The sequence below is a fragment of the Aerococcus sp. UMB1112A genome, from assembly GCF_030230715.1.
Classification (GTDB): domain Bacteria; phylum Bacillota; class Bacilli; order Lactobacillales; family Aerococcaceae; genus Aerococcus.
In genome coordinates this window covers 30649-49188 of the sequence record NZ_JASPDS010000015.1, presented here as the reverse complement: position 1 = coordinate 49188, position 18540 = coordinate 30649, and the positions used below count along the sequence as shown (strand labels likewise).

Annotated in this window: 16 protein-coding genes and 1 other annotated feature; of the genes, 8 read left to right on the top strand and 8 right to left on the bottom strand. The window is 49.7% G+C overall.

The genetic code is table 11. The annotated features are described in order from the left end of the window. The first annotated feature begins 429 nt into the window (after positions 1-429). The 3 genes from QP860_RS08390 (at position 430) to rplL (ending at position 2298) form a co-directional block, all read left to right on the top strand. On the top strand, positions 430-1122 hold the full coding sequence (locus QP860_RS08390; RefSeq protein WP_284912552.1) for a DUF554 domain-containing protein: 693 nt from the start codon (positions 430-432) through the stop codon (positions 1120-1122). A 67-nt stretch (positions 1123-1189) separates the two neighbouring features. After that, positions 1190-1325, top strand: a sequence feature (ribosomal protein L10 leader region). 38 nt (positions 1326-1363) lie between these two features. Further along, entirely contained in the window at positions 1364-1873 is a 510-nt protein-coding gene (rplJ, locus tag QP860_RS08385; protein ID WP_284912550.1) for a 50S ribosomal protein L10, read from the top strand. A gap of 53 nt (positions 1874-1926) precedes the next feature. Then, positions 1927-2298: a 50S ribosomal protein L7/L12 gene (gene rplL / locus QP860_RS08380; protein WP_284910324.1), complete on the top strand. Its 372-nt coding sequence runs from the start codon at positions 1927-1929 to the stop codon at positions 2296-2298. 417 nt (positions 2299-2715) lie between these two features. On the opposite strand, the gene trpA is transcribed toward rplL, so the two are convergent. From trpA to QP860_RS08345, 7 genes are all read right to left on the bottom strand, one after another. Continuing rightward, complete coding sequence (gene trpA / locus QP860_RS08375) at positions 2716-3504, bottom strand: tryptophan synthase subunit alpha (RefSeq protein ID WP_284912549.1); 789 nt, start codon at positions 3502-3504, stop codon at positions 2716-2718. After that, positions 3494-4684, bottom strand: coding sequence for a tryptophan synthase subunit beta (trpB, locus tag QP860_RS08370; protein ID WP_070620184.1), 1191 nt, complete (start codon positions 4682-4684; stop codon positions 3494-3496). The genes trpA and trpB overlap by 11 nt, the downstream gene beginning before the upstream one ends. Positions 4685-4714: 30 nt before the next feature. After that, the gene (locus QP860_RS08365) at positions 4715-5341 is read right to left on the bottom strand and encodes a phosphoribosylanthranilate isomerase (protein ID WP_070620181.1); all 627 of its coding nucleotides are present in this window, start codon (positions 5339-5341) and stop codon (positions 4715-4717) included. Further along, positions 5334-6131, bottom strand: coding sequence for an indole-3-glycerol phosphate synthase TrpC (trpC, locus tag QP860_RS08360; RefSeq protein WP_070620178.1), 798 nt, complete (start codon positions 6129-6131; stop codon positions 5334-5336). Before trpC ends, QP860_RS08365 begins: the two co-directional genes overlap by 8 nt. A gap of 10 nt (positions 6132-6141) precedes the next feature. Then, positions 6142-7170 carry an anthranilate phosphoribosyltransferase gene (gene trpD / locus QP860_RS08355; RefSeq protein WP_070620175.1) on the bottom strand — a complete coding sequence of 343 codons (1029 nt, stop codon included), beginning with the start codon at positions 7168-7170 and terminating at the stop codon, positions 6142-6144. Positions 7171-7755: 585 nt separating this feature from the next. Continuing rightward, positions 7756-8193, bottom strand: coding sequence for a universal stress protein (locus QP860_RS08350; protein ID WP_070620172.1), 438 nt, complete (start codon positions 8191-8193; stop codon positions 7756-7758). After that, positions 8186-9793 (bottom strand): Nramp family divalent metal transporter, encoded by a 1608-nt coding sequence (locus QP860_RS08345; protein WP_502869813.1) that lies wholly within the window; start codon positions 9791-9793, stop codon positions 8186-8188. Before QP860_RS08345 ends, QP860_RS08350 begins: the two co-directional genes overlap by 8 nt. Positions 9794-10013: 220 nt before the next feature. On the opposite strand from QP860_RS08345, the gene adhP reads away from it, so the two are divergent. The 4 genes from adhP (at position 10014) to QP860_RS08325 (ending at position 13257) form a co-directional block, all read left to right on the top strand. Further along, the gene (adhP, locus tag QP860_RS08340) at positions 10014-11024 is read left to right on the top strand and encodes an alcohol dehydrogenase AdhP (protein WP_070620166.1); all 1011 of its coding nucleotides are present in this window, start codon (positions 10014-10016) and stop codon (positions 11022-11024) included. A 219-nt stretch (positions 11025-11243) separates the two neighbouring features. Beyond that, complete coding sequence (locus tag QP860_RS08335) at positions 11244-11678, top strand: hypothetical protein (RefSeq protein WP_070620163.1); 435 nt, start codon at positions 11244-11246, stop codon at positions 11676-11678. A gap of 193 nt (positions 11679-11871) precedes the next feature. After that, positions 11872-12474, top strand: a complete 603-nt coding sequence (locus QP860_RS08330) for a class I SAM-dependent methyltransferase (protein ID WP_070620161.1) — start codon at positions 11872-11874, stop codon at positions 12472-12474. 12 nt (positions 12475-12486) lie between these two features. Beyond that, positions 12487-13257 carry a nitroreductase family protein gene (locus QP860_RS08325; protein ID WP_284912547.1) on the top strand — a complete coding sequence of 257 codons (771 nt, stop codon included), beginning with the start codon at positions 12487-12489 and terminating at the stop codon, positions 13255-13257. Between the two features lie 88 nt (positions 13258-13345). On the opposite strand, the gene mnmH is transcribed toward QP860_RS08325, so the two are convergent. Continuing rightward, positions 13346-14398: a tRNA 2-selenouridine(34) synthase MnmH gene (gene mnmH, locus QP860_RS08320; protein WP_070620148.1), complete on the bottom strand. Its 1053-nt coding sequence runs from the start codon at positions 14396-14398 to the stop codon at positions 13346-13348. A 312-nt stretch (positions 14399-14710) separates the two neighbouring features. Here mnmH and rpoB point away from each other — a divergent pair, with 312 nt between their 5' ends. Then, entirely contained in the window at positions 14711-18298 is a 3588-nt protein-coding gene (gene rpoB, locus QP860_RS08315; RefSeq protein ID WP_284912546.1) for a DNA-directed RNA polymerase subunit beta, read from the top strand. Positions 18299-18540 lie beyond the last annotated feature (242 nt).

The window sequence follows — 18540 nt, the reverse complement described above, 5'->3', positions numbered from 1 at the left end:
GAAGTGACTTCAGCAAATGGGAACGATCGGCTAAAGCCGCTCTTATCCCTTTTGCCTCCAGTCATTCCTTTCTGAACGCCTCTGCTCACACCCTGCCTAGTCGAGTTCACAAGAGCAGACTTGAAGTGATTTCAGCTCATCAAAACGTCTGACTGGCGTCAGCCTTTTTTGATGAGCCTCCAATCATTCAAGTCTACCCGCTCTTGTTCACACCCTGTAGTCGGGTTCGGTCGCACAGAAGTGGCTCCTCTTCACAAAGATCCGCCGAAGACTTGCCGTCTTCTCTGGCTCTTTGCTCCAGAGGTCCACTTCTACCCGCGCTCCCTCACACCCTGATTAAAGTTAAGAATATAATGAGAATAATGGCTTCGGGTTTACCTTCGTCTGGAAACAGCGTAAAATAGATCTATTGAATACTTGGAGGTTATTATGTATAAAGGTGTAATTGTTGAGGCCCTGGTGCTGGTCGTTTTTGCCGTGGTTGGGCACTTTATTGGTGAGTGCCTGCCGGAGCGAGTGCGGAAGGCTTGCATGCAGATGATCGGGGTTGTCGTGCTCTATCTGGGAATTTCCGGGGCCAGTGATTCTAAGAATTTAATTGTACTATTAATGAGTCTCTTATTAGGGACCATTATCGGTGAGTTCATTAATATTGAAGGAGCCCTAGACCGGGGGAGTAAGGCGATCCAAAACAAGGTGGCTAGTGGGGAAGAGGCTTCGCTCTTTGCGGAGGGCTTCGTGACGGCCAGCTTGGTCATCTGTGTGGGGGCGATGACCGTGCTTGGAGCCCTCCAATCTGGTCTGAACGGCGACCACAGCCTGCTCTATACCAAGTCGGTAATTGTTGCGGTGAGTTCGCTTATCTTCGGCTCAACTTACGGGATTGGGGCTGCTTTTGCGGCGCTCTCTGTCTTGGTCTACGAAGGTGGCCTGGTGACCCTAGCTGCCTGGATTGCGCCTTACCTGACGCCAGCTGTGGTGGCAGAGATGTCCGGGGCTGGTTCCATTATCCTGGTTGGCCTGGGTTTGAATATGCTGGAAATTACCGACATCCGGGTAACCAATCAGATCCCAGCAATTTTTATGCCTATCCTCCTGCTGCCTCTTTATAATCTCTTCTAAATTTAGCTGAAAAATCTCAAAATAATCCTTGCTTTTTTAATTTAGGCATGCTATCATGCAATAGTTGAAAATAATTCAATACTTACCGAAGACAGTTAGTGGCCCGAGCCTTAATTTCTAACCGAGGGAGATCGAGATTCACCGCATCAGGTGTTAGATAGTTCTCTATGTCTTCAGTGACATGGAGTTTTTTTATTGCCTGGCAATAGAAACTCTGATTAATCTTATGGAGGTGAAATAATTGAGCGAACAAGCAATTGCTAAGAAACAAGAAGAAGTTAACGTATTGGTTGACCGTATTAAGAATGCAAAATCAATCATCGTTGTTGACTACTTAGGTTTAACTGTTCAAGAAGCAACTGAATTGCGTAGCCAATTACGTGCAGAAAATGTATCATTCAAAGTTATCAAAAATACGATGATGCGTCGTGCCTTAGACACTTTAGGTGTTGAATACCACGAAGAAGTCTTCCAAGGCCCTACTGCCGTAGCATTTGGTGAAGACGACGCAGTTGCACCTGCACGTATCTTGAAGAACTTCTCTAAAGAAGCAGAAGCTTTAGAATTAAAAGGCGGCGTCATCGAAGGCAAAACCTTAACTAAAGAAGAAATCAGCAAGATTGCTTCCCTACCAGGTCGCGAAGGCTTACTTTCAATGCTCTTATCTGTATTGCAAGCACCTGTCCGCAACGTGGCATATGCAGTCAAAGCTGTACAAGACCAAAAAGCAGAAGAAGAAGGCGCAGCTTAATTATTTGGCTGCCTAGATCCAAACAAATTATTTAAAAAATGGAGGAATAAAAAATGGCTTTAAACATTGAACAAATCATTGCTGATTTAAAAGAATCATCAATCTTAGAATTAGCAGACTTAGTATCTGCTATTGAAGAAGAATTCGGCGTTTCTGCTGCTGCTCCTGTAGCTGCTGCAGGTGCTGGTGCTGACGCAGGCGCTGCTGAAGAAAAAACTGACTTCGACGTTGAATTAACAGACGCAGGCGCTGCTAAGATCAAAGTTATCAAAGCAGTTCGTGAAGCAACTGGTCTTGGCTTGAAAGAAGCTAAAGAATTAGTTGACGGCGCTCCAGCTGTTGTTAAAGAAGCTCTTCCTAAAGAAGAAGCAGAAGCCCTTAAAGCAGCTATCGAAGAAGCTGGCGGTTCAGCAGAACTTAAATAATCTACTTCGGATCATGAAGGAGGCTGGGACAAAAGTTCCAGCCTCTTTTTTAATTACGAACATTTTTCAAAAACGGCCTCCAGTGATTCAGGCCTGATCAACTTTTGTCACACTCTCTTTCTTAAAGGATGCGAGCAAGATGTCTAATACACAAATAGAAGCTTCGAGTGTGTGTTGGCAAAGGGGAGCCCACACTTGAGCCCGCCGAGTGTGTGTTGGCAAAGGGGAGCCCACACTTGAGCCCGCCGAGTGTGTGTTGGCAAAAGTTAGCCCACAATTGAAGCCTCCAAGTGTGTATAGCTAGCACTTCATAAATCTTGTACGACAAGTCAAAAGCAAAAAACACTGCTCCTGCTGCTTAGGAACCTTCTAGAGGGTCAGCGGCAGCTTCTGGCAGTGTTTTTGTGTTATTTTGATTTAGCCTTGAATGGCTTGGACGATTTCTTTGGCATAGGCTTCGACGACTGGGGCGCTGTCTGTGCCGTGCTTGGCGATGAGTTTGACAATGGCAGAGCCGATGATGGCGCCGTCTGATGCCTGAGACATTTCCCGAGCCTGGTCAGGACTGGCAATGCCGAAGCCAACTGCCACCGGGATATTTGTAGCCTGGCGGATACTCTGAACAATGCTTGGGATATCGGTTTGGATGTTTTGGCGGACACCAGTTACTCCTAGGCTAGAGACGAGGTAGAGGAAGCCTTCTGCTTCGCCAGCGATGGTTTGGATCCGTTCCTTACTGGAAGGGGCAACCATGGAGATCAGGGTGATGCCGTGCTGATCACAGGCAGCCTGGAAAAGCCCTTTTTCTTCATAGGGGGCGTCGGGGATGATGACGCCATCGATGCCCGCGTCAGCTGCTTTTTCCATGAAGCGGTCGGTGCCGTAAGCGAAGATGGGGTTGGCATAGGTCATGAAGACCAAGGGGGTGTCATGCTTTTGGCGGATGCGGCGGACGAGGTCGAAAATTTGGTCGAGTTTGACTTCCTTAGACAGGGCGCGTTCGTCTGCGGCTTGGATGGTCTCGCCTTCAGCGATGGGGTCGGAGAAAGGGATCCCTAATTCTACGATTTTAGCGCCAGCAGCGATGAGGCTGTCAACTACGGCTTCGGTAGTGGCCAGATCAGGGTCGCCACAGGTGATGAAGGGGATGAAAGCCTTGGTTTCAAAGGCGGCTTGGATGCGTTGGGTACTTGGCTTAGTCGTCATAGATTTCTACTCCTTTATAGCGGGCGATGGCGGCCACGTCTTTGTCACCGCGGCCGGATAGGGTGATCATTACACTCTGGTCTTTGTTGAGTGTGGGGATAACTTTGAGGGCGTAGGCGATCGCATGAGCGCTCTCGATGGCAGGGATAATCCCTTCGAGCCGGGAGAGGTATTCGAAGGCAGCAACTGCTTCGTCATCAGTAGCAGGGACATAGTTCACCCGCCCGGTATCGTGGAAGTGGGCATGTTCAGGGCCAATGCCTGGGTAGTCGAGGCCGGCAGAAATGGAATAGACGGGGGCAATTTGCCCGTCTTCATCCTGGCAGAAGTAGGACTTCATGCCATGGAAGATACCTTCCTTGCCGGTGGCGATCGTCGCTGCAGTTCGTTCGGTGTGGATGCCTTTACCAGCTGCTTCAACGCCGTAGAGTTGGACCTCTTCGTCATTAAGAAATTCATAGAAGGAACCGATGGCATTGGACCCACCGCCGACACAGGCGAAGACCATGTCGGGTAACTTACCGGTTTGGTCGAGGAATTGTTGGCGGGCTTCCCGGCTGATCACGCGTTGGAACTCGCGGACGATGGTTGGGAAGGGGTGGGGGCCCATAGTCGACCCAATACAATAGTGGGAATTTTCGAAGTTGGCGCTCCAGTCCTTGAGCGCCTCGTTAACGGCATCCTTCAGGGTCTGGGTCCCGCTTTCAACGGCAATGACCTTACTGCCCAGAAGTTCCATCCGGTATACGTTGAGGGCCTGGCGCTCGGTATCTTCTTTACCCATATAGACCACGCATTCCATGTCAAGCAGGGCAGCGGCTGTTGCGGTGGCCACCCCGTGCTGGCCGGCCCCTGTTTCAGCGATTAAGCGGGTCTTCCCCATGGCTTTAGCGAGCAGGGCTTGACCGAGGGCGTTGTTGATCTTGTGGGCGCCGGTATGGTTGAGGTCTTCGCGTTTCAAGTAAACCTTGGCCCCGCCTAGGTCTTTAGTCAAGCGGTCGGCATAGTAGAGGAGGGAAGGGCGGCCGGCATATTCTTTGAGCAGGCGCTGGTAGTTGTCGAGGAAGTCCTGGTCGTGGATGAAGTGGTCGAAGGCTTCTTCAAGCTCTAGGCAGGCGTTCATGAGGGTTTCTGGGACAAAATAGCCCCCGTGTTTACCAAAATAACTCTCTTTTGTCATCGTATAATTCCTTTCATTCATGGCTGAGTCTTATGAGATAGAGCGGACAATCTGACAAATCGCTTTGGCCTTGTCGTAGTCCTTGTGACCGTCTGCACCTTCAATGCCTGAGGAGATATCGACGACCTCAGGCTGGGTCGTTCGGATGGCTTCTGCTAGATTGCTAGCATTGAGCCCACCCGCGAGGAAGAAGGCTTTGGCCCGGTGCTTGTCTGGGCGGGCACTGATCAGGTCCCAGTTAAAGGCCTGGCCGCTGCCGCCACGGACATGCTTGTTATAGGCATCATAGAGGTAGGCATCGCAAGCTAGGTCGACTTGGAAGGAATCCTTATTCTTAATGGCCAGAGCTTTGATAATGGGCGCCTGGCATAGCTGGCGCAGCTTGTCAATATAGGCCCGGTCTTCGTCGCCGTGGAGCTGGATAACTTGGACAATGCCGGCGTCGACATAAGCTTGGATGGTCTCTTGGTCTTCATTGACGAAGACGCCGACACAGGGAATATCTGGGTCCAGGGCTTGGCGGAGCTCTTGGGCGGTCGCTTGGTCAATCCGACGCTTGCTTTCGGCTAGGATGAAGCCAACATAGTCCGGCTTGAGCTCATTGCAGATGGCGACATCGTCTAAAGTTTTGAGGCCGCAGAATTTGAGTTTAGTCATGGAAATCACCTCGCAGTTGGGAGAGGACCTGGCCCTTGTTGTCAGCCCGCATCAAGGTTTCGCCAATAAGTAGGGCGTTCACCTTGCCGGCTTCTAGGTGGGCAACTTGGTCACGCTGGGAAACGCCGCTCTCAGCAACAAAAACAATATCTTCAGGGACGTGCTGGCGGAGGCGCTGGGTATTGTCCAGGTCTACGGTGAAGGTTTTTAAGTCGCGGTTATTGACCCCGATGATCCGTGCCCCGATGGCCTTGGCCCGCTCGATTTCTTCTAGGTCGTGGCATTCGACCAGGGCGTCTAGGTTTAAGTCATGGGCCATTTTTTGGAAGTGGGCCAGGTCCTCGTCATTCAGGATAGAGACGATTAGGAGGATGGCATTGGCGCCTAGTAATTTAGCCTCATAGATTTGGTAGGCCGTGAAGATAAAGTCCTTGCGTAAGAGGGGCAAGCTAGTGGCTTGGCGGACAGCTTGGAAATCTTGGTCGGATCCTTGGAAGAAGTCGGGTTCGGTTAAGATGGAGATGGCTGAGGCCCCAGCCGCTTGGTAGGTCTGGGCAATGTCAGCAGGCTGGTAGTCTGCCTGGATCAGGCCTTTTGAAGGGCTAGCCTTCTTGCATTCACAGATAAAGTGAAAGCGGGCCTTTTGGCTGAGGCTATTATAGAAGGGAAAGGGCGCTTCTTGGCTGAGGTCGATAGCTTGGCAGGCGGCTTCTAATTCAGCTAGGGGCTTTTGGGCCATTCGCTCCTGGTAGCGGATTTTGCGCTTTTGGACAATGTCATCGAGTATCATAGGAACCTCCTTAAACGGTTTGGCTGGCTTGGATAACTTCTTCTAATTTCTTAGCAGCAGCTCCAGATTGGATGAGCAGGCGGGCTTCTTCAATACCGTCCCCTAGGCTATAGCCGTCTTTAACGAGGGCGATGGCCAGTCCGGCATTGAGAAGGACGGTATCGGACTTGGCATCTTGGCGCGTGCCTTGGAGGATTTCGCGGGTAATTTGCGCATTCTCGGCGGGTTCGCCACCGACCAAGTCTTCTAGCCGACAATAGTCAAAACCGTAGTCCTTGGGGTCGAAGACGAAGTAGTTGATCTCGCCATCGCGCAGGGTGGCGACGTGACTGGTGGTGGTGAGGGTGATTTCATCCAAGCCGTCGTCACCGGAGAAGACCATGGCCCGTTTAAGGCCGAGTTTCTTCAGGACTTGGATCAAGGGTTCGATCAGAGCGGAGTCGTAGACGCCCAGCATTTGATAGTTGCAGTTGGCCGGATTAGCCAGTGGGCCGAGGATGTTGAAGACGGTGCGGATCCCCATTTGCCGGCGAGGACCTGCCACATAGCGCATGGCAGGGTGGTATTTCTGGCTAAAGAGGAAGGTCATGCCTGTCTTTTCTAGGACCTCCTCAGCTTCGTCAGCGGAAAGGTCCAGCTGGATGCCTAATTGTTCCATACAGTCGGCGCTCCCTGACTTACTGGAGGCGCTGCGGTTGCCGTGCTTGGTCACAGAAATGCCTGCTGCGGCAATGACGAAGGATGAGGTGGTTGAGATATTGAAGGTATTGGCGCCGTCCCCCCCAGTGCCCACAATGTCTAGGGAATCTGTCGGGTGTTCGACTTGGGTTGCGAAAGCCCGCATGACATCAGCGAAGGCAGAAATTTCATCGATCGATTCGCCCTTGAGCCGGAGCGCGGTCAGTAAAGTTGCGATTTCCACATCACTTACCTCACCACCCATGATGGCTTTCATGATATCTTCGGATAATTGATAATCGAGGTTATTGCCGGCGACGACTTCTTTAATGGCTGTTTTCACTTTTGTTGCTGTTGTCATGGTTGTTTCCTCCTATTTTTAAAAAGTATAAATAAATTAAATCAGACTAAATAAAAAGACTCCTGTCCCTTACAAGGGACAAGAGTCTGAAGAATCAGTTTCCTGCGGTACCACCCAAATTGGTATTTGCCTACGCAAAAATACCCACTTTGCTCACGTACTAACATACGTGCTTGGAGCTAACGGTTCAAGCTTCCGTAACTTACTAATAGCCGAGGCGTTGTAAGTTCCTTTAATGAGTCCATTCCTTCTTTTAATGCCGCGTTCTCAATCAATAACGACTCCCTGTCCGTTAAAAAGAAGTACTACTCTCATAGAATTTTAATCTTTATTAGGATTTGTTAATATAATAACGGGTCATTTGACCAAAGTCAAGGGGAAAAGTGAAAAAATCACCCTTGATCGGAAAAGAAGAGAGTGTGACAAAAGTCGTTCAGGCCTGAACCACTGGAGCGAACTATGTCCAATCGTTTGCAAACGATTGGACATAGTTCGTGAAGTGGATGTCAGGGCTGACTTTTGGAACAGGTTTTTGAAAACGTTCGTCGGTTAAAAAGAGATGGACTAGGCTATTCCAGGCCCGGCCTAGCGGTAGACCAGGACAGGGATAGGGGCGTGCTTGACCAAATAAGTCGCATGGCTGCCAAAGTAATCGCTGAGTTGGGCATCGCCATGGCTGCCGATGATGAGCAGGTCGGCTTGGCTGGTTGGGAGGAGGTCTTTGATAATAACCTTAGCGGGGTCGCCGCCCTCAGCAACTAAGCACTGGATCTCTGGGAGGCCTGCTGCTTCTGCCTGGGCCCGGTAGCCAGCAACCTGGTCCAAAAAGGCTTGACGTTTGCCCTGGAGTTCCTTGGGGTCGAGGGCTTCATAAACATTGAGTTGACCGGCTTCGAAGACTGAAGCGATACTGAGGGGACAGCCTTTGTCCCGGGCCAGGTTGATAGCATAGTGGAAGGCTTTTTGGGCTTCCTTGGACCCGTCCACTGCGACGAGGATACGGTCAAAGGTCATCTTATTCATGGTTGGTCATCCTTTCATGACTAGCAGGCAATAAACTTTGGTGTTTGGCTTGGAGGCGTTTTTCTCCTTGGTGGATGCCGATGATAGTCCAGGCAAGCAAGGCGAGAACAAGGACAATGACGAGGTAAGCGACTTGGTGGGACCAGGAGATGGCTGTGGCGCTGGCTTGGTCACCTAAGAAGGCTTCGAATTGTTGGGGCAGGCCGATTAAGTTGAGATAGGTCAAGCTCACAACGGACAGCCAGCCTAGCCCGCTGATAATTAGGGAGTTTTTAAAGCGTCCCTTCATCTCCAGCTTATTGTTAGTCATCATGAGCAAGGGGACGATGGAGAAGGGGAGGGCGAAGGCTAAAAAGACTTGGGAATTATTCATGAGATTATTCAAGGCAGTGTGCTCTTCAACCGTGGACTGGCCCTGGGTCACCCAGACACAGATAATGACCGGAATCACAGAGAGCAAGCGGGTGGTTAAACGACGGGCCCAGATTGGCATCCGCATATGGATAAAGCCTTCCATGATAACTTGGCCAGTGAGAGTCCCAGTGATGGTTGAATTCTGTCCAGAGGCTAAGAGGGCCAGGGCAAAGAGGGTAGAGAGGAGGCCCGTCCGCGCAACAGCCGCCAGGGGTCCCGTTGCCATAGCGTCCGGTTGGGAGAGGGCCTGGTAAAGGCCGAAGAAGGAGGGGTCAGTGACCGTGCCAGTCTTAAAGACTGCAACCCCCATGATGAGGAGTAAGGCATTAACAAAGAAAGCCAGGGTTAATTGGATATTGGAGTCCCAAGTAGTGAAACGGATCGCCGATTGGATGGCTTGGGGCTTTTGGTGGTCAATCTGCCGGGTTTGGGAGACAGCAGAGTGGAGGTAGAGGTTATGGGGCATCACGGTAGCCCCGATGATTCCAAGGGCGCCGGTTAAGGGCGTCTGGCCGCCAATTTCAGGTTCTCTGGCGAAACTTTTACCAGTTGGGATGAAGCCTTCCAAGAGCGCCGCCCAGTCAGGTTTAGAGAGGGCGACTTGGTAGACGAAGATAAATAAGATCACAAAGATTAAGCAGACGACCAAGGCTTCGATCTTACGGAAGCCGACCTTGCTGAGGAGTAAGAGCAGGAGGACGTCGAAGACTGTGATCAGGACAGCTAGGAACATGGGGATATGGAAGAGGAGGTAGAGGGCAATGGCTGCCCCGATGACTTCTGCCACATCGGTTGCCATAATCGCAAGTTCCGTGATGATCCAGAGAATGAAGCCTAAAGGGCGGGAGGTTCGGGCGCGGATGGCTTGGGCCAGGTCCATTTGGGTGACGATGCCGAGCTTGGCTGCCATGTACTGGAGGAGCATGGCGATCAGGCTGGACATGAGGATAACTGACATGAGCAAGTAGCCGAAGTTTTGCCCACCGGTAATGGAAGTGGACCAGTTGCCCGGATCCATATAACCCACAGCGACTAAGGCACCGGGGCCGGAATAGGCGAGTAGGGTGCGCCAGAAGCCCTTGCCTTGGGGGACGCTGATACTGCCGTTGATCTCTTCTAGGGAAGGGCCATTGGCATGCTCGAATAAATGATGGTTGGGACTTTCTTTTGACAAAGCGAACACCACTTTCTATACTAAATGATTTTGCATTCATATATATCATACGCTTATCTTTAAGCGATGCAAGAAGTTATTTTTAGGTATGCCGAATTAAATGCGAAAAAATTAGGGACTATGCAAATGTGGTCATCGGAATAAAGTTTCATTCATCAATTGAATAGAGAGTGTTCACTCATTCACAAGATTTGCTTATAATTGTCTTAAGCAATTAAAGGAGGAAGAAAGTATGAAAGCAATTGTTGCAACCGAAGACCATAAAGCTAAAGTTGTTGATAAAGAGCTCAGACCTCTAGAATATGGGGAAGCCCTGCTCGATATGGAGTGTTGCGGGGTTTGCCATACCGACTTACATGTGAAGAATGCTGATTTCGGCGATGTTTCGGGTGTCGTCCTAGGCCATGAAGGAATTGGCGTCGTGAAGGAAGTTGGCCCAGGAGTCACTTCCTTAAAGGTAGGCGACCGAGCGAGTGTGGCTTGGTTCTTCGAAGGCTGCGGGCACTGTGAATACTGCATCTCCGGTCGAGAAACCCTTTGCCGCCAGGTGAAGAATGCTGGCTATACGGCTGATGGGGGCATGGCCCAAGAATGTATCGTCACAGCTGACTATGCGGTTAAAGTACCAGAAGGCTTAGGTTCAGCGGAGGCCTCTTCGATTACCTGTGCTGGGGTGACAACCTATAAGGCCCTCAAAGAATCCCAAGTTCGTGCGGGGCAATGGCTGGTCCTCTTTGGTTTGGGCGGTCTCGGCAACCTAGCCCTCCAATACGCCAAGAATGTCTTCAATATGAAGGTCGCGGCGGTTGACATTAACCCAGGCCAATTAGATTTTGCCAAGCAATTTGGAGCTGATATCTGCTTGAACCCAGAGACAGATGACGTGGCTAAGATCGTCCAAGAAAAAACCGGTGGCGCTCACGGCGCAGTGGTGACAGCCGTTAACAAAGCAGCCTTCGACTCAGCTGTTAATGCGGTCCGGGCTGGGGGAACGGTTGTGGCAGTTGGTTTACCTGTCGACACCATGGACCTCTCCATTCCTCGTTTGGTCTTGGATGGTATCCGGGTCGTTGGTTCCCTAGTCGGTACTCGAGAAGACCTGGCTGAAGCCTTCCAATTCGGCGCAGAAGGCAAGGTTGTTCCCCAAGTTCACATGCGCCCTATGGAAGACATCAACGACATCTTCGACGAAATGGAAAAAGGCCAAATTCGCGGCCGGATGGTCATTGACCTGAAAGATTAAAAGGGGCGACCCTTTAAGAAAATTCCTTTGACTTCTTTAAGAGTGGCTGGAGCTTTGTTTCTAGCCACTTTTTGTGTAAAGAAACTTTCCGAACAATTATTGAAAGCGCTCCTAAAATCTTTTTTCATAAAATATGACTTTATACTCGATTTTTGATCGTTTTTCCTATATACTAATTGTAGTGAAAAAATTCACAAAAATTGAAAAGGTGGTATAGATATGAGAAAGGCAGAAGTATTTAAGTTTCATTTCCGTAACGGTGGCGAGTGGGAAGTTTCAGCTGAACACATCGGAGACTTATGGATCAAACGTGTTTCGAATAGTTTAGGCCGGATCAACGGTGGCGAAATCCTTGAAATTAATCCAGCAGAAAGTCTTAAAGTGGAAATTTTACCAGATGCTGATACTTTCCAATCCGATTCCATTGACCAAGGTGGCCTTGAAACTGGGATGTTTGAAACCATTACTCGTAACCGAGGAATTGAATGGGTAACCTTATCTTGGTCAGACGGTCAAGAGAGCGAAATTTATTTCCCCTTTGAACCTGTTGATGAAGACGGTTTGGAAAATAAATATATGTCTTCTAAAGTTGGAGAAAATGGCCACCTTTACATTGTGATTGACCAAGAGAGAAAAGTTTCAGACATCTATTAATAGAAAATAAAAGTTTGCGATCTGTTAGTCGTCTAAGCTTTTACAAAAGTTTTTACCATAAAGAGCCCGGCTTACTGGGCTCTTTTCTTATGGACAAGTTTTGCTGACGGAGAAGTCAGCCAGAACAGTTTTTTCTTGCTATTTAAACTTATAATTAGTAAGATAAAATTGAAAAAAGTGAAGGAGTTGGCTTATGGCACACCAATATTTTGACGACAATCGTGACTTGGCTCATGATCTCAAGACCTATGAGACGGAGCTTTTTGGGGAGAGCTTTCGTTTTACCACGGATAGTGGAGTCTTTTCGCGAGACCGCTTAGATTTTGGTTCACGCTTGCTATTAGAGACTACCGCTCATTTAGACTTTCCAGAGGGTCCCTTCCTCGACCTAGGTTGTGGCTATGGCCCAGTAGGAACGGTGCTCGGGCGTCTATACCCTGAACGCACCATTCGTATGGTGGATGTGAGTGAACGGGCCCTGGACTTAGCTCAGGAGAATACGGCCCTGAATGGGGTCTCCAATGTTGCCATCAGCCGGTCGTCAGCTTATGACCAGATTACAGACGAGCGCTTTGCGGCGATCTTCACGAATCCCCCTATCCGAGCCGGCAAGCAAGTGGTCCATCAGTTCCTAGAAGGGGCCTATGACCAGCTCTTGCCTGGCGGGCTCTTGCTGGTAGTGATCCAGAAGAAGCAAGGAGCTCTTAGCGCCCGGAAGAAGATGGAAGAAGTCTTTGGTCAAGTGGAAGAAATTGAACGCAAGAAAGGATATTGGATTCTTTCGAGTCAGAAGTAAGGAGTGACGGTAATGTGTGCAGCAAATGAATGGCTAGATAAGCAGTTGGACCACCGGACGATTCGCGAGTTCAAGGATCAAGCGGTGCCTGAAGAGATTGTTGACCAATTGGCGGAAGTGGCTATGCGGACAGCAACGAGTGAGGGGATGCAGATGGCTTCAATTATTCGGGTGAAGGATCCGGACAAGCGCCATGCCATCGCTGAAGTGGGCAAGCAAGAATATATTGCCCGGGCTCCTGAACTCTGGATCTTTCTCGTGGACACCTACCGCAACCAACAGATTGCGGAGCGGGAAGGCCGTGAGAACCTAGCTGCCCATCAGTTGGAACGTTTCCTCCAAGGCTATAGTGATGCGGTATTGATGGCCCAAAATGTGAATAATGCGGTGGAATCCTTGGGCATGGGAGCTGTTTTCCTCGGTAGCATCCAGAATAATATGGGACAAATGATTGATATTTTAGATCTGCCACCGCTAACCGCTCCAGTCCTAGGCCTGGCCTTCGGGGAACCTAACCAGAGCCCTCAATTGAAGCCTAGGATGCCTAAGACTCTGCGTTTCTTTGAGGATACTTACCACTTGCCTGAGGACGCGGAAAGCCTCTTGGAAGATTACGACCAAGAGATGACGACTTATTATGACCTGCGCGATGCCAATCGACGGGTCGACAGTTTCTTTAAACAAGTGGGCGACAAGATGGAAAATCGCCGGCCCCGGCGTGAAGCCTTGATCGATGACCTGCGCAAGCAAGGTTTTAACCTGATCCGCGACCGGGAAGAATAAGCTTCCGGTATCATACGAATAAAAAACGTCCAGCTTATCTCATGGAGGCCGTGCCAAGAAGGGGCCTCCGTGAGGGCTGGACGTTTTTTTATTGGGGACGTGACTTAGGGAAGAAGTCCTGGGCGATGGTTCGGGCACATCGGTCGGTATCGCGATTGCAATAGTGCTTGGACATATTCTTGGCCTTGTAACGGTAACGGGGATCGTAGTAGGACTGACAGAGGGCTTCGATTAGCTGGTCGATCTTCCCTTGCTTGAAGGCCGCGATATAGGCGTCGACTCGTTGGTCAGACAAGCGTCCGCGTAGACGGTTGAGCCGGTCTAGGATCGCTTGAGGGGGGACTTGATCTTTGAGATAGTCAGCTTTTAAGATCTCAACCCGACGTGTCATGGGGGCTTCGATGAGGATTTTTTTGCCTGCTTTCATTCCTTCTTGGAGCTTTTTGGGCAGGACACAGTGTCCAATATGGGCCGATTCCCCCTCGATAAAGACGGGAAATTCACCGGGCGCTTCTTGGCAAGCTTGGGCGGCTTGTAGTTGTAGGAGAAGCTGGCTTTCGAAGGCCTTTTGACTGTGCGACCGGTTCTTTAGGTCGCCAAAGAGAGAGCCCTTGTGCTGGGCGCAAGCTTCCAGGTCGACTACAGGATAGCCCATCTGATGGAGGATGTTAAGGAGGGCTGTTTTCCCGGTTCCGGTGTAGCCGTAGAGGGTAATGGGCTGGACGAGATTGAGAATTTGATCGAGTTGGTCAATCACTGCATGGCGGTAAGATTTATAGCCACCGTCTAATTTATAAATATGAAGGCCAAGACTATAGCACAAGGCCGCTAAGGAAGAGCTCCGGAAGCCGCCGCGTGAACAATAGAGAATAGTTTTGGCGAAATCCTGGTGGCAGGACTGCAAAAAGGCAAAGTATTGGGGCAATTTTTGGCTCATGGCCTCAATACCGACTTGCTTGGCTTGGGGGATTTCGCCTGATTTATATAGGGTGCCGACCTGGGCCCGGGTTTCATTGTCGAGAACAGGCAAGGAGATAGCGCCAGGAATGTGATCCTTGTCATACTCAGCTTCTGAGCGAACGTCGATAAAGACTCGATCAGGGGTATTAAGGCTTTCTTGATAAGTAATGCTTTCGTACATGACCATCCCGCTTTCTATATATTGGGCTAGTGTAGGCCTGATTCGCAAACTTGTCAATCTTTTTTGGAAAAAGATTTGACCTGGGACGATAAATCTGCTATCATATGTATGATATAGTTATTGGAATCTGCAGGAGTCGAAATATTGTCCGATTTCCCGCATATTTGGTCTAAAACAAAAGATAAGGCAAAAAAAGTGTCGATTCTTTTGTTATTTTTTTGTCTAAAAAACGGGTAAACCGGGCCAATTTTTATGATTCTTAATAAAATCTTAAAACTTTTACTGGCTTATTTTATAGAGAGGTGGCAATACATGTCGGGACATGATGTCAAGTTTGGGAAGCACAGCGTTCGCCGGAGTTATTCGCGCATCAACGAAGTGCTCGAACTACCAGATTTAATTGAAATTCAAACAGATTCTTATAAATGGTTCTTAGAAGATGGGATTGTATCCATGTTCAAGGATATCTCACCGATAGAAGACCATGCAGGGAAGCTGGCCCTAGAATTCGTGGACTACAAATTCCAAGAGCCTAAGTATGATGTCTCAGAATCACGCGCTCAAGATGCCAACTATGCGGCGCCAATGTATGCAAAACTACGTCTGATCAACAAGGAATCAGGTGAAATCAAGGACCAAGAAGTCTTCTTTGGGGACTTCCCATTGATGACCGAAGCCGGAACCTTCATTGTTAACGGGTCTGAGCGGGTGATTGTTTCGCAGTTGGTTCGTTCACCAGGGGTTTACTTCAATGAGAAGGTAGACAAGAACGGCCGCCACTCTTTCGGGACAACGGTTATTCCTAACCGTGGGGCCTGGTTAGAAACGGAAACAGACGCTAAAGGCATTTCTTACGTACGGATTGACCGGACGCGGAAGATTCAACTATCTGTCCTCGTTCGCGCGTTAGGTTTCTCCCAAGATGATCAGATCCGTGAAATCTTCGGCTCTAGCAAGACCCTCGAAGATACCATTGAAAAAGACCTCCACAAGAATGAATCCGATACCCGGACAGAAGAGGCCTTAAAGGATATTTACGAACGCCTGCGTCCAGGTGAACCAAAGACGGCAGAATCCTCAAGAAACTTGCTGGTTTCACGCTTCTTTGACCCACACCGCTATGACTTGGCACCAGTTGGTCGCTACAAGATCAATAAGAAGCTGGACTTGAAACACCGCTTAGCTGGCCAAGTGCTTGCTGAAAATATCGTGGACCCTGAAACCGGGGAAATTCTACTCGCTAAGGATACAGAACTCAGCCGCGACCTGATGGAAGGCCTAGGCAAGGCCCTAGACCAAGGGGCGAATACGGTTGAGATCTATCCGAATGACCAAGCTGTTGTGCCAGAGCCTGTCCGCCTACAAGTGGTGAAGGTTTATGCGCCAAATGATCCAGACCGCGTGATCAATGTGATTGGCAATGCTAATCCAGCTGACGATGTGAAGGCCTTAACCGTTGCTGATATCATGGCTTCAATCAGCTACTTCTTGAACCTTTATGAAGGTTTGGGCAAGACCGATGATATCGACCACTTGGGTAACCGCCGGATCCGCTCAGTGGGTGAACTCTTACAGAACCAATTCCGGATTGGTCTTTCACGGATGGAGAGAGTGGTTCGGGAACGGATGTCTACCCAGGATGTCGATACGGTGACCCCACAACAATTAGTTAATATCCGTCCCGTGGTCGCTGCAATTAAGGAATTCTTCGGGTCCTCCCAGCTGTCACAGTTCATGGACCAAAACAACCCCCTATCTGAGTTGACCCACAAGCGTCGTCTCTCTGCTTTGGGGCCAGGTGGTTTGACTCGTGACCGGGCAGGCTATGAAGTTCGGGACGTGCACTATTCCCACTATGGTCGGATGTGTCCAATCGAAACGCCTGAAGGTCCGAATATCGGGCTGATCAACTCGCTGGCAACTTATGCCAAGATCAATGAGTACGGCTTTATCGAAACCCCTTACCGTCGGGTGAGCTGGGATACCCACAAAGTAACCGACAAGATCGATTACCTAACCGCCGATGAAGAAGATAATTACATTATTGCCCAAGGGAACTCGGAATTAAACGAAGATGGGTCCTTTGCCTCAGACAAGGTAATGGCTCGTTATGTGGAAGAGAATATCGAAGTAAGCCCTGAACAAGTGGACTACATGGACGTATCACCTAAGCAGGTAGTCGCTGTCGCAACCGCATGTATCCCCTTCTTGGAAAACGACGACTCCAACCGTGCCTTAATGGGGGCTAACATGCAGCGTCAAGCGGTGCCGCTTCTCCAACCAAATTCCCCACTTATCGGGACGGGTATGGAATACAAGGCGGCCCACGACTCAGGGACAGCTGTTATTGCTAAAGAGTCTGGGACAGTTGAATTTGTTGACGCCCGCGAAGTTCGTGTCCGTCGTGAAAATGGCGCCCTCGATAAGTACGGCTTAATCAAGTACCATCGGTCAAATGGGTCCACCTGCTACAACCAAAAACCACTGGTTCGGACTGGTGAAGAAGTTGAAGCTGGGGACATCCTAGCTGATGGGCCATCCATGCAGAATGGGGAATTGGCATTGGGCCAAAACCCACTAATCGCCTTCATGACTTGGGATGGTTACAACTACGAAGATGCGGTTATCCTTTCTGAACGTTTGGTTAAGGATGATGTGTATACTTCTATCCATATCGATGAATTAGAATCTGAAGCCCGCGATACCAAACTCGGACCAGAAGAAATCACGCGTGAAATCCCTAATGTTGGGGAAGATGCCCTGAAGAATCTTGATGACCGCGGCATTGTTTATGTCGGTGCAGAAGTTAAGGATGGAGATATCCTAGTAGGTAAGGTAACGCCTAAGGGAGTAACCGAACTTTCTCCAGAAGAGCACCTACTCCACGCCATCTTCGGTGAAAAAGCGCGTGAAGTACGTGACACCTCACTCCGTGTCCCTCACGGTGGTGGTGGTATCGTTAATGACGTGAAGATCTTCCTGCGTGAAAACGGGGATGAACTCAAACCAGGCGTCAGCATGCTCGTTCGTGTGTATATCGTCCAAAAACGTAAAATCCAAGTCGGCGATAAGATGGCTGGGCGTCACGGGAACAAAGGGGTTGTTTCCCTCGTTCTCCCAATGGAAGACATGCCATATATGCCAGATGGGACCCCTGTTGACATCATGCTGAACCCACTTGGGGTACCTTCACGGATGAATATCGGACAGGTATTGGAACTCCACCTCGGAATGGCTGCCCGCAACATGGGCATTAAGATCGCTACCCCAGTATTTGATGGGTCAGTGGACGAAGACATTTGGTCAGCAGTTGAAGAAGCCGGCATGGCCTCAGACGCTAAGACTGTCCTTTACGATGGGCGGACCGGTGAACCATTCGATAACCGGGTTTCTGTCGGTGTGATGTACTACCTGAAACTTTCCCACATGGTCGACGACAAACTCCACGCTCGGTCAATTGGGCCATACTCCTTAGTTACCCAACAACCACTGGGCGGTAAGGCACAATTCGGGGGACAACGTTTCGGTGAAATGGAAGTTTGGGCACTGGAAGCCTACGGGGCAGCCTACACCCTCCAAGAAATCTTGACCTACAAGTCAGATGACGTCACTGGCCGGGTACAAACCTACGAAGCCATCGTCAAGGGTGAACCTATCCCACGTCCAGGGGTTCCCGAATCCTTCCGCGTACTGGTCAAAGAATTACAGTCACTCGGCCTAGACATCCAAGTCCTCGACGCCGACGACAAAGAAATCGACCTACGCGACATGGACGAAGACACCAACAATTTCAACCATAAAGAAGACAAAAAAGAAAACACAGAAACAAACGAAGACAAGACTGACGACAAAGAAGATAAATCAGACAACAAAGAAATCACAGCCAAAGAAGCAGAGTAAAGAAGGGTGTGAGCAGAGGCGTTTAGAAGCTTAACACTGGAGCACGAACGAAAAAGAGCAAGCCATGCTTGCACGTTTCGATCGTGTGAAGTGGAGGAGCTTCTGCCTCTGCGAACCCGACTAAAGGGTGTGAGGGCTGGCGGTTAGCTTTCGTTCACTGGAGCAAGTCACCAGAGCAGTCTGCAAGACTGCGGCGGAGACTTGTGAAGTGACACGAAAGCTGCCAGACCGAACCCAACTAG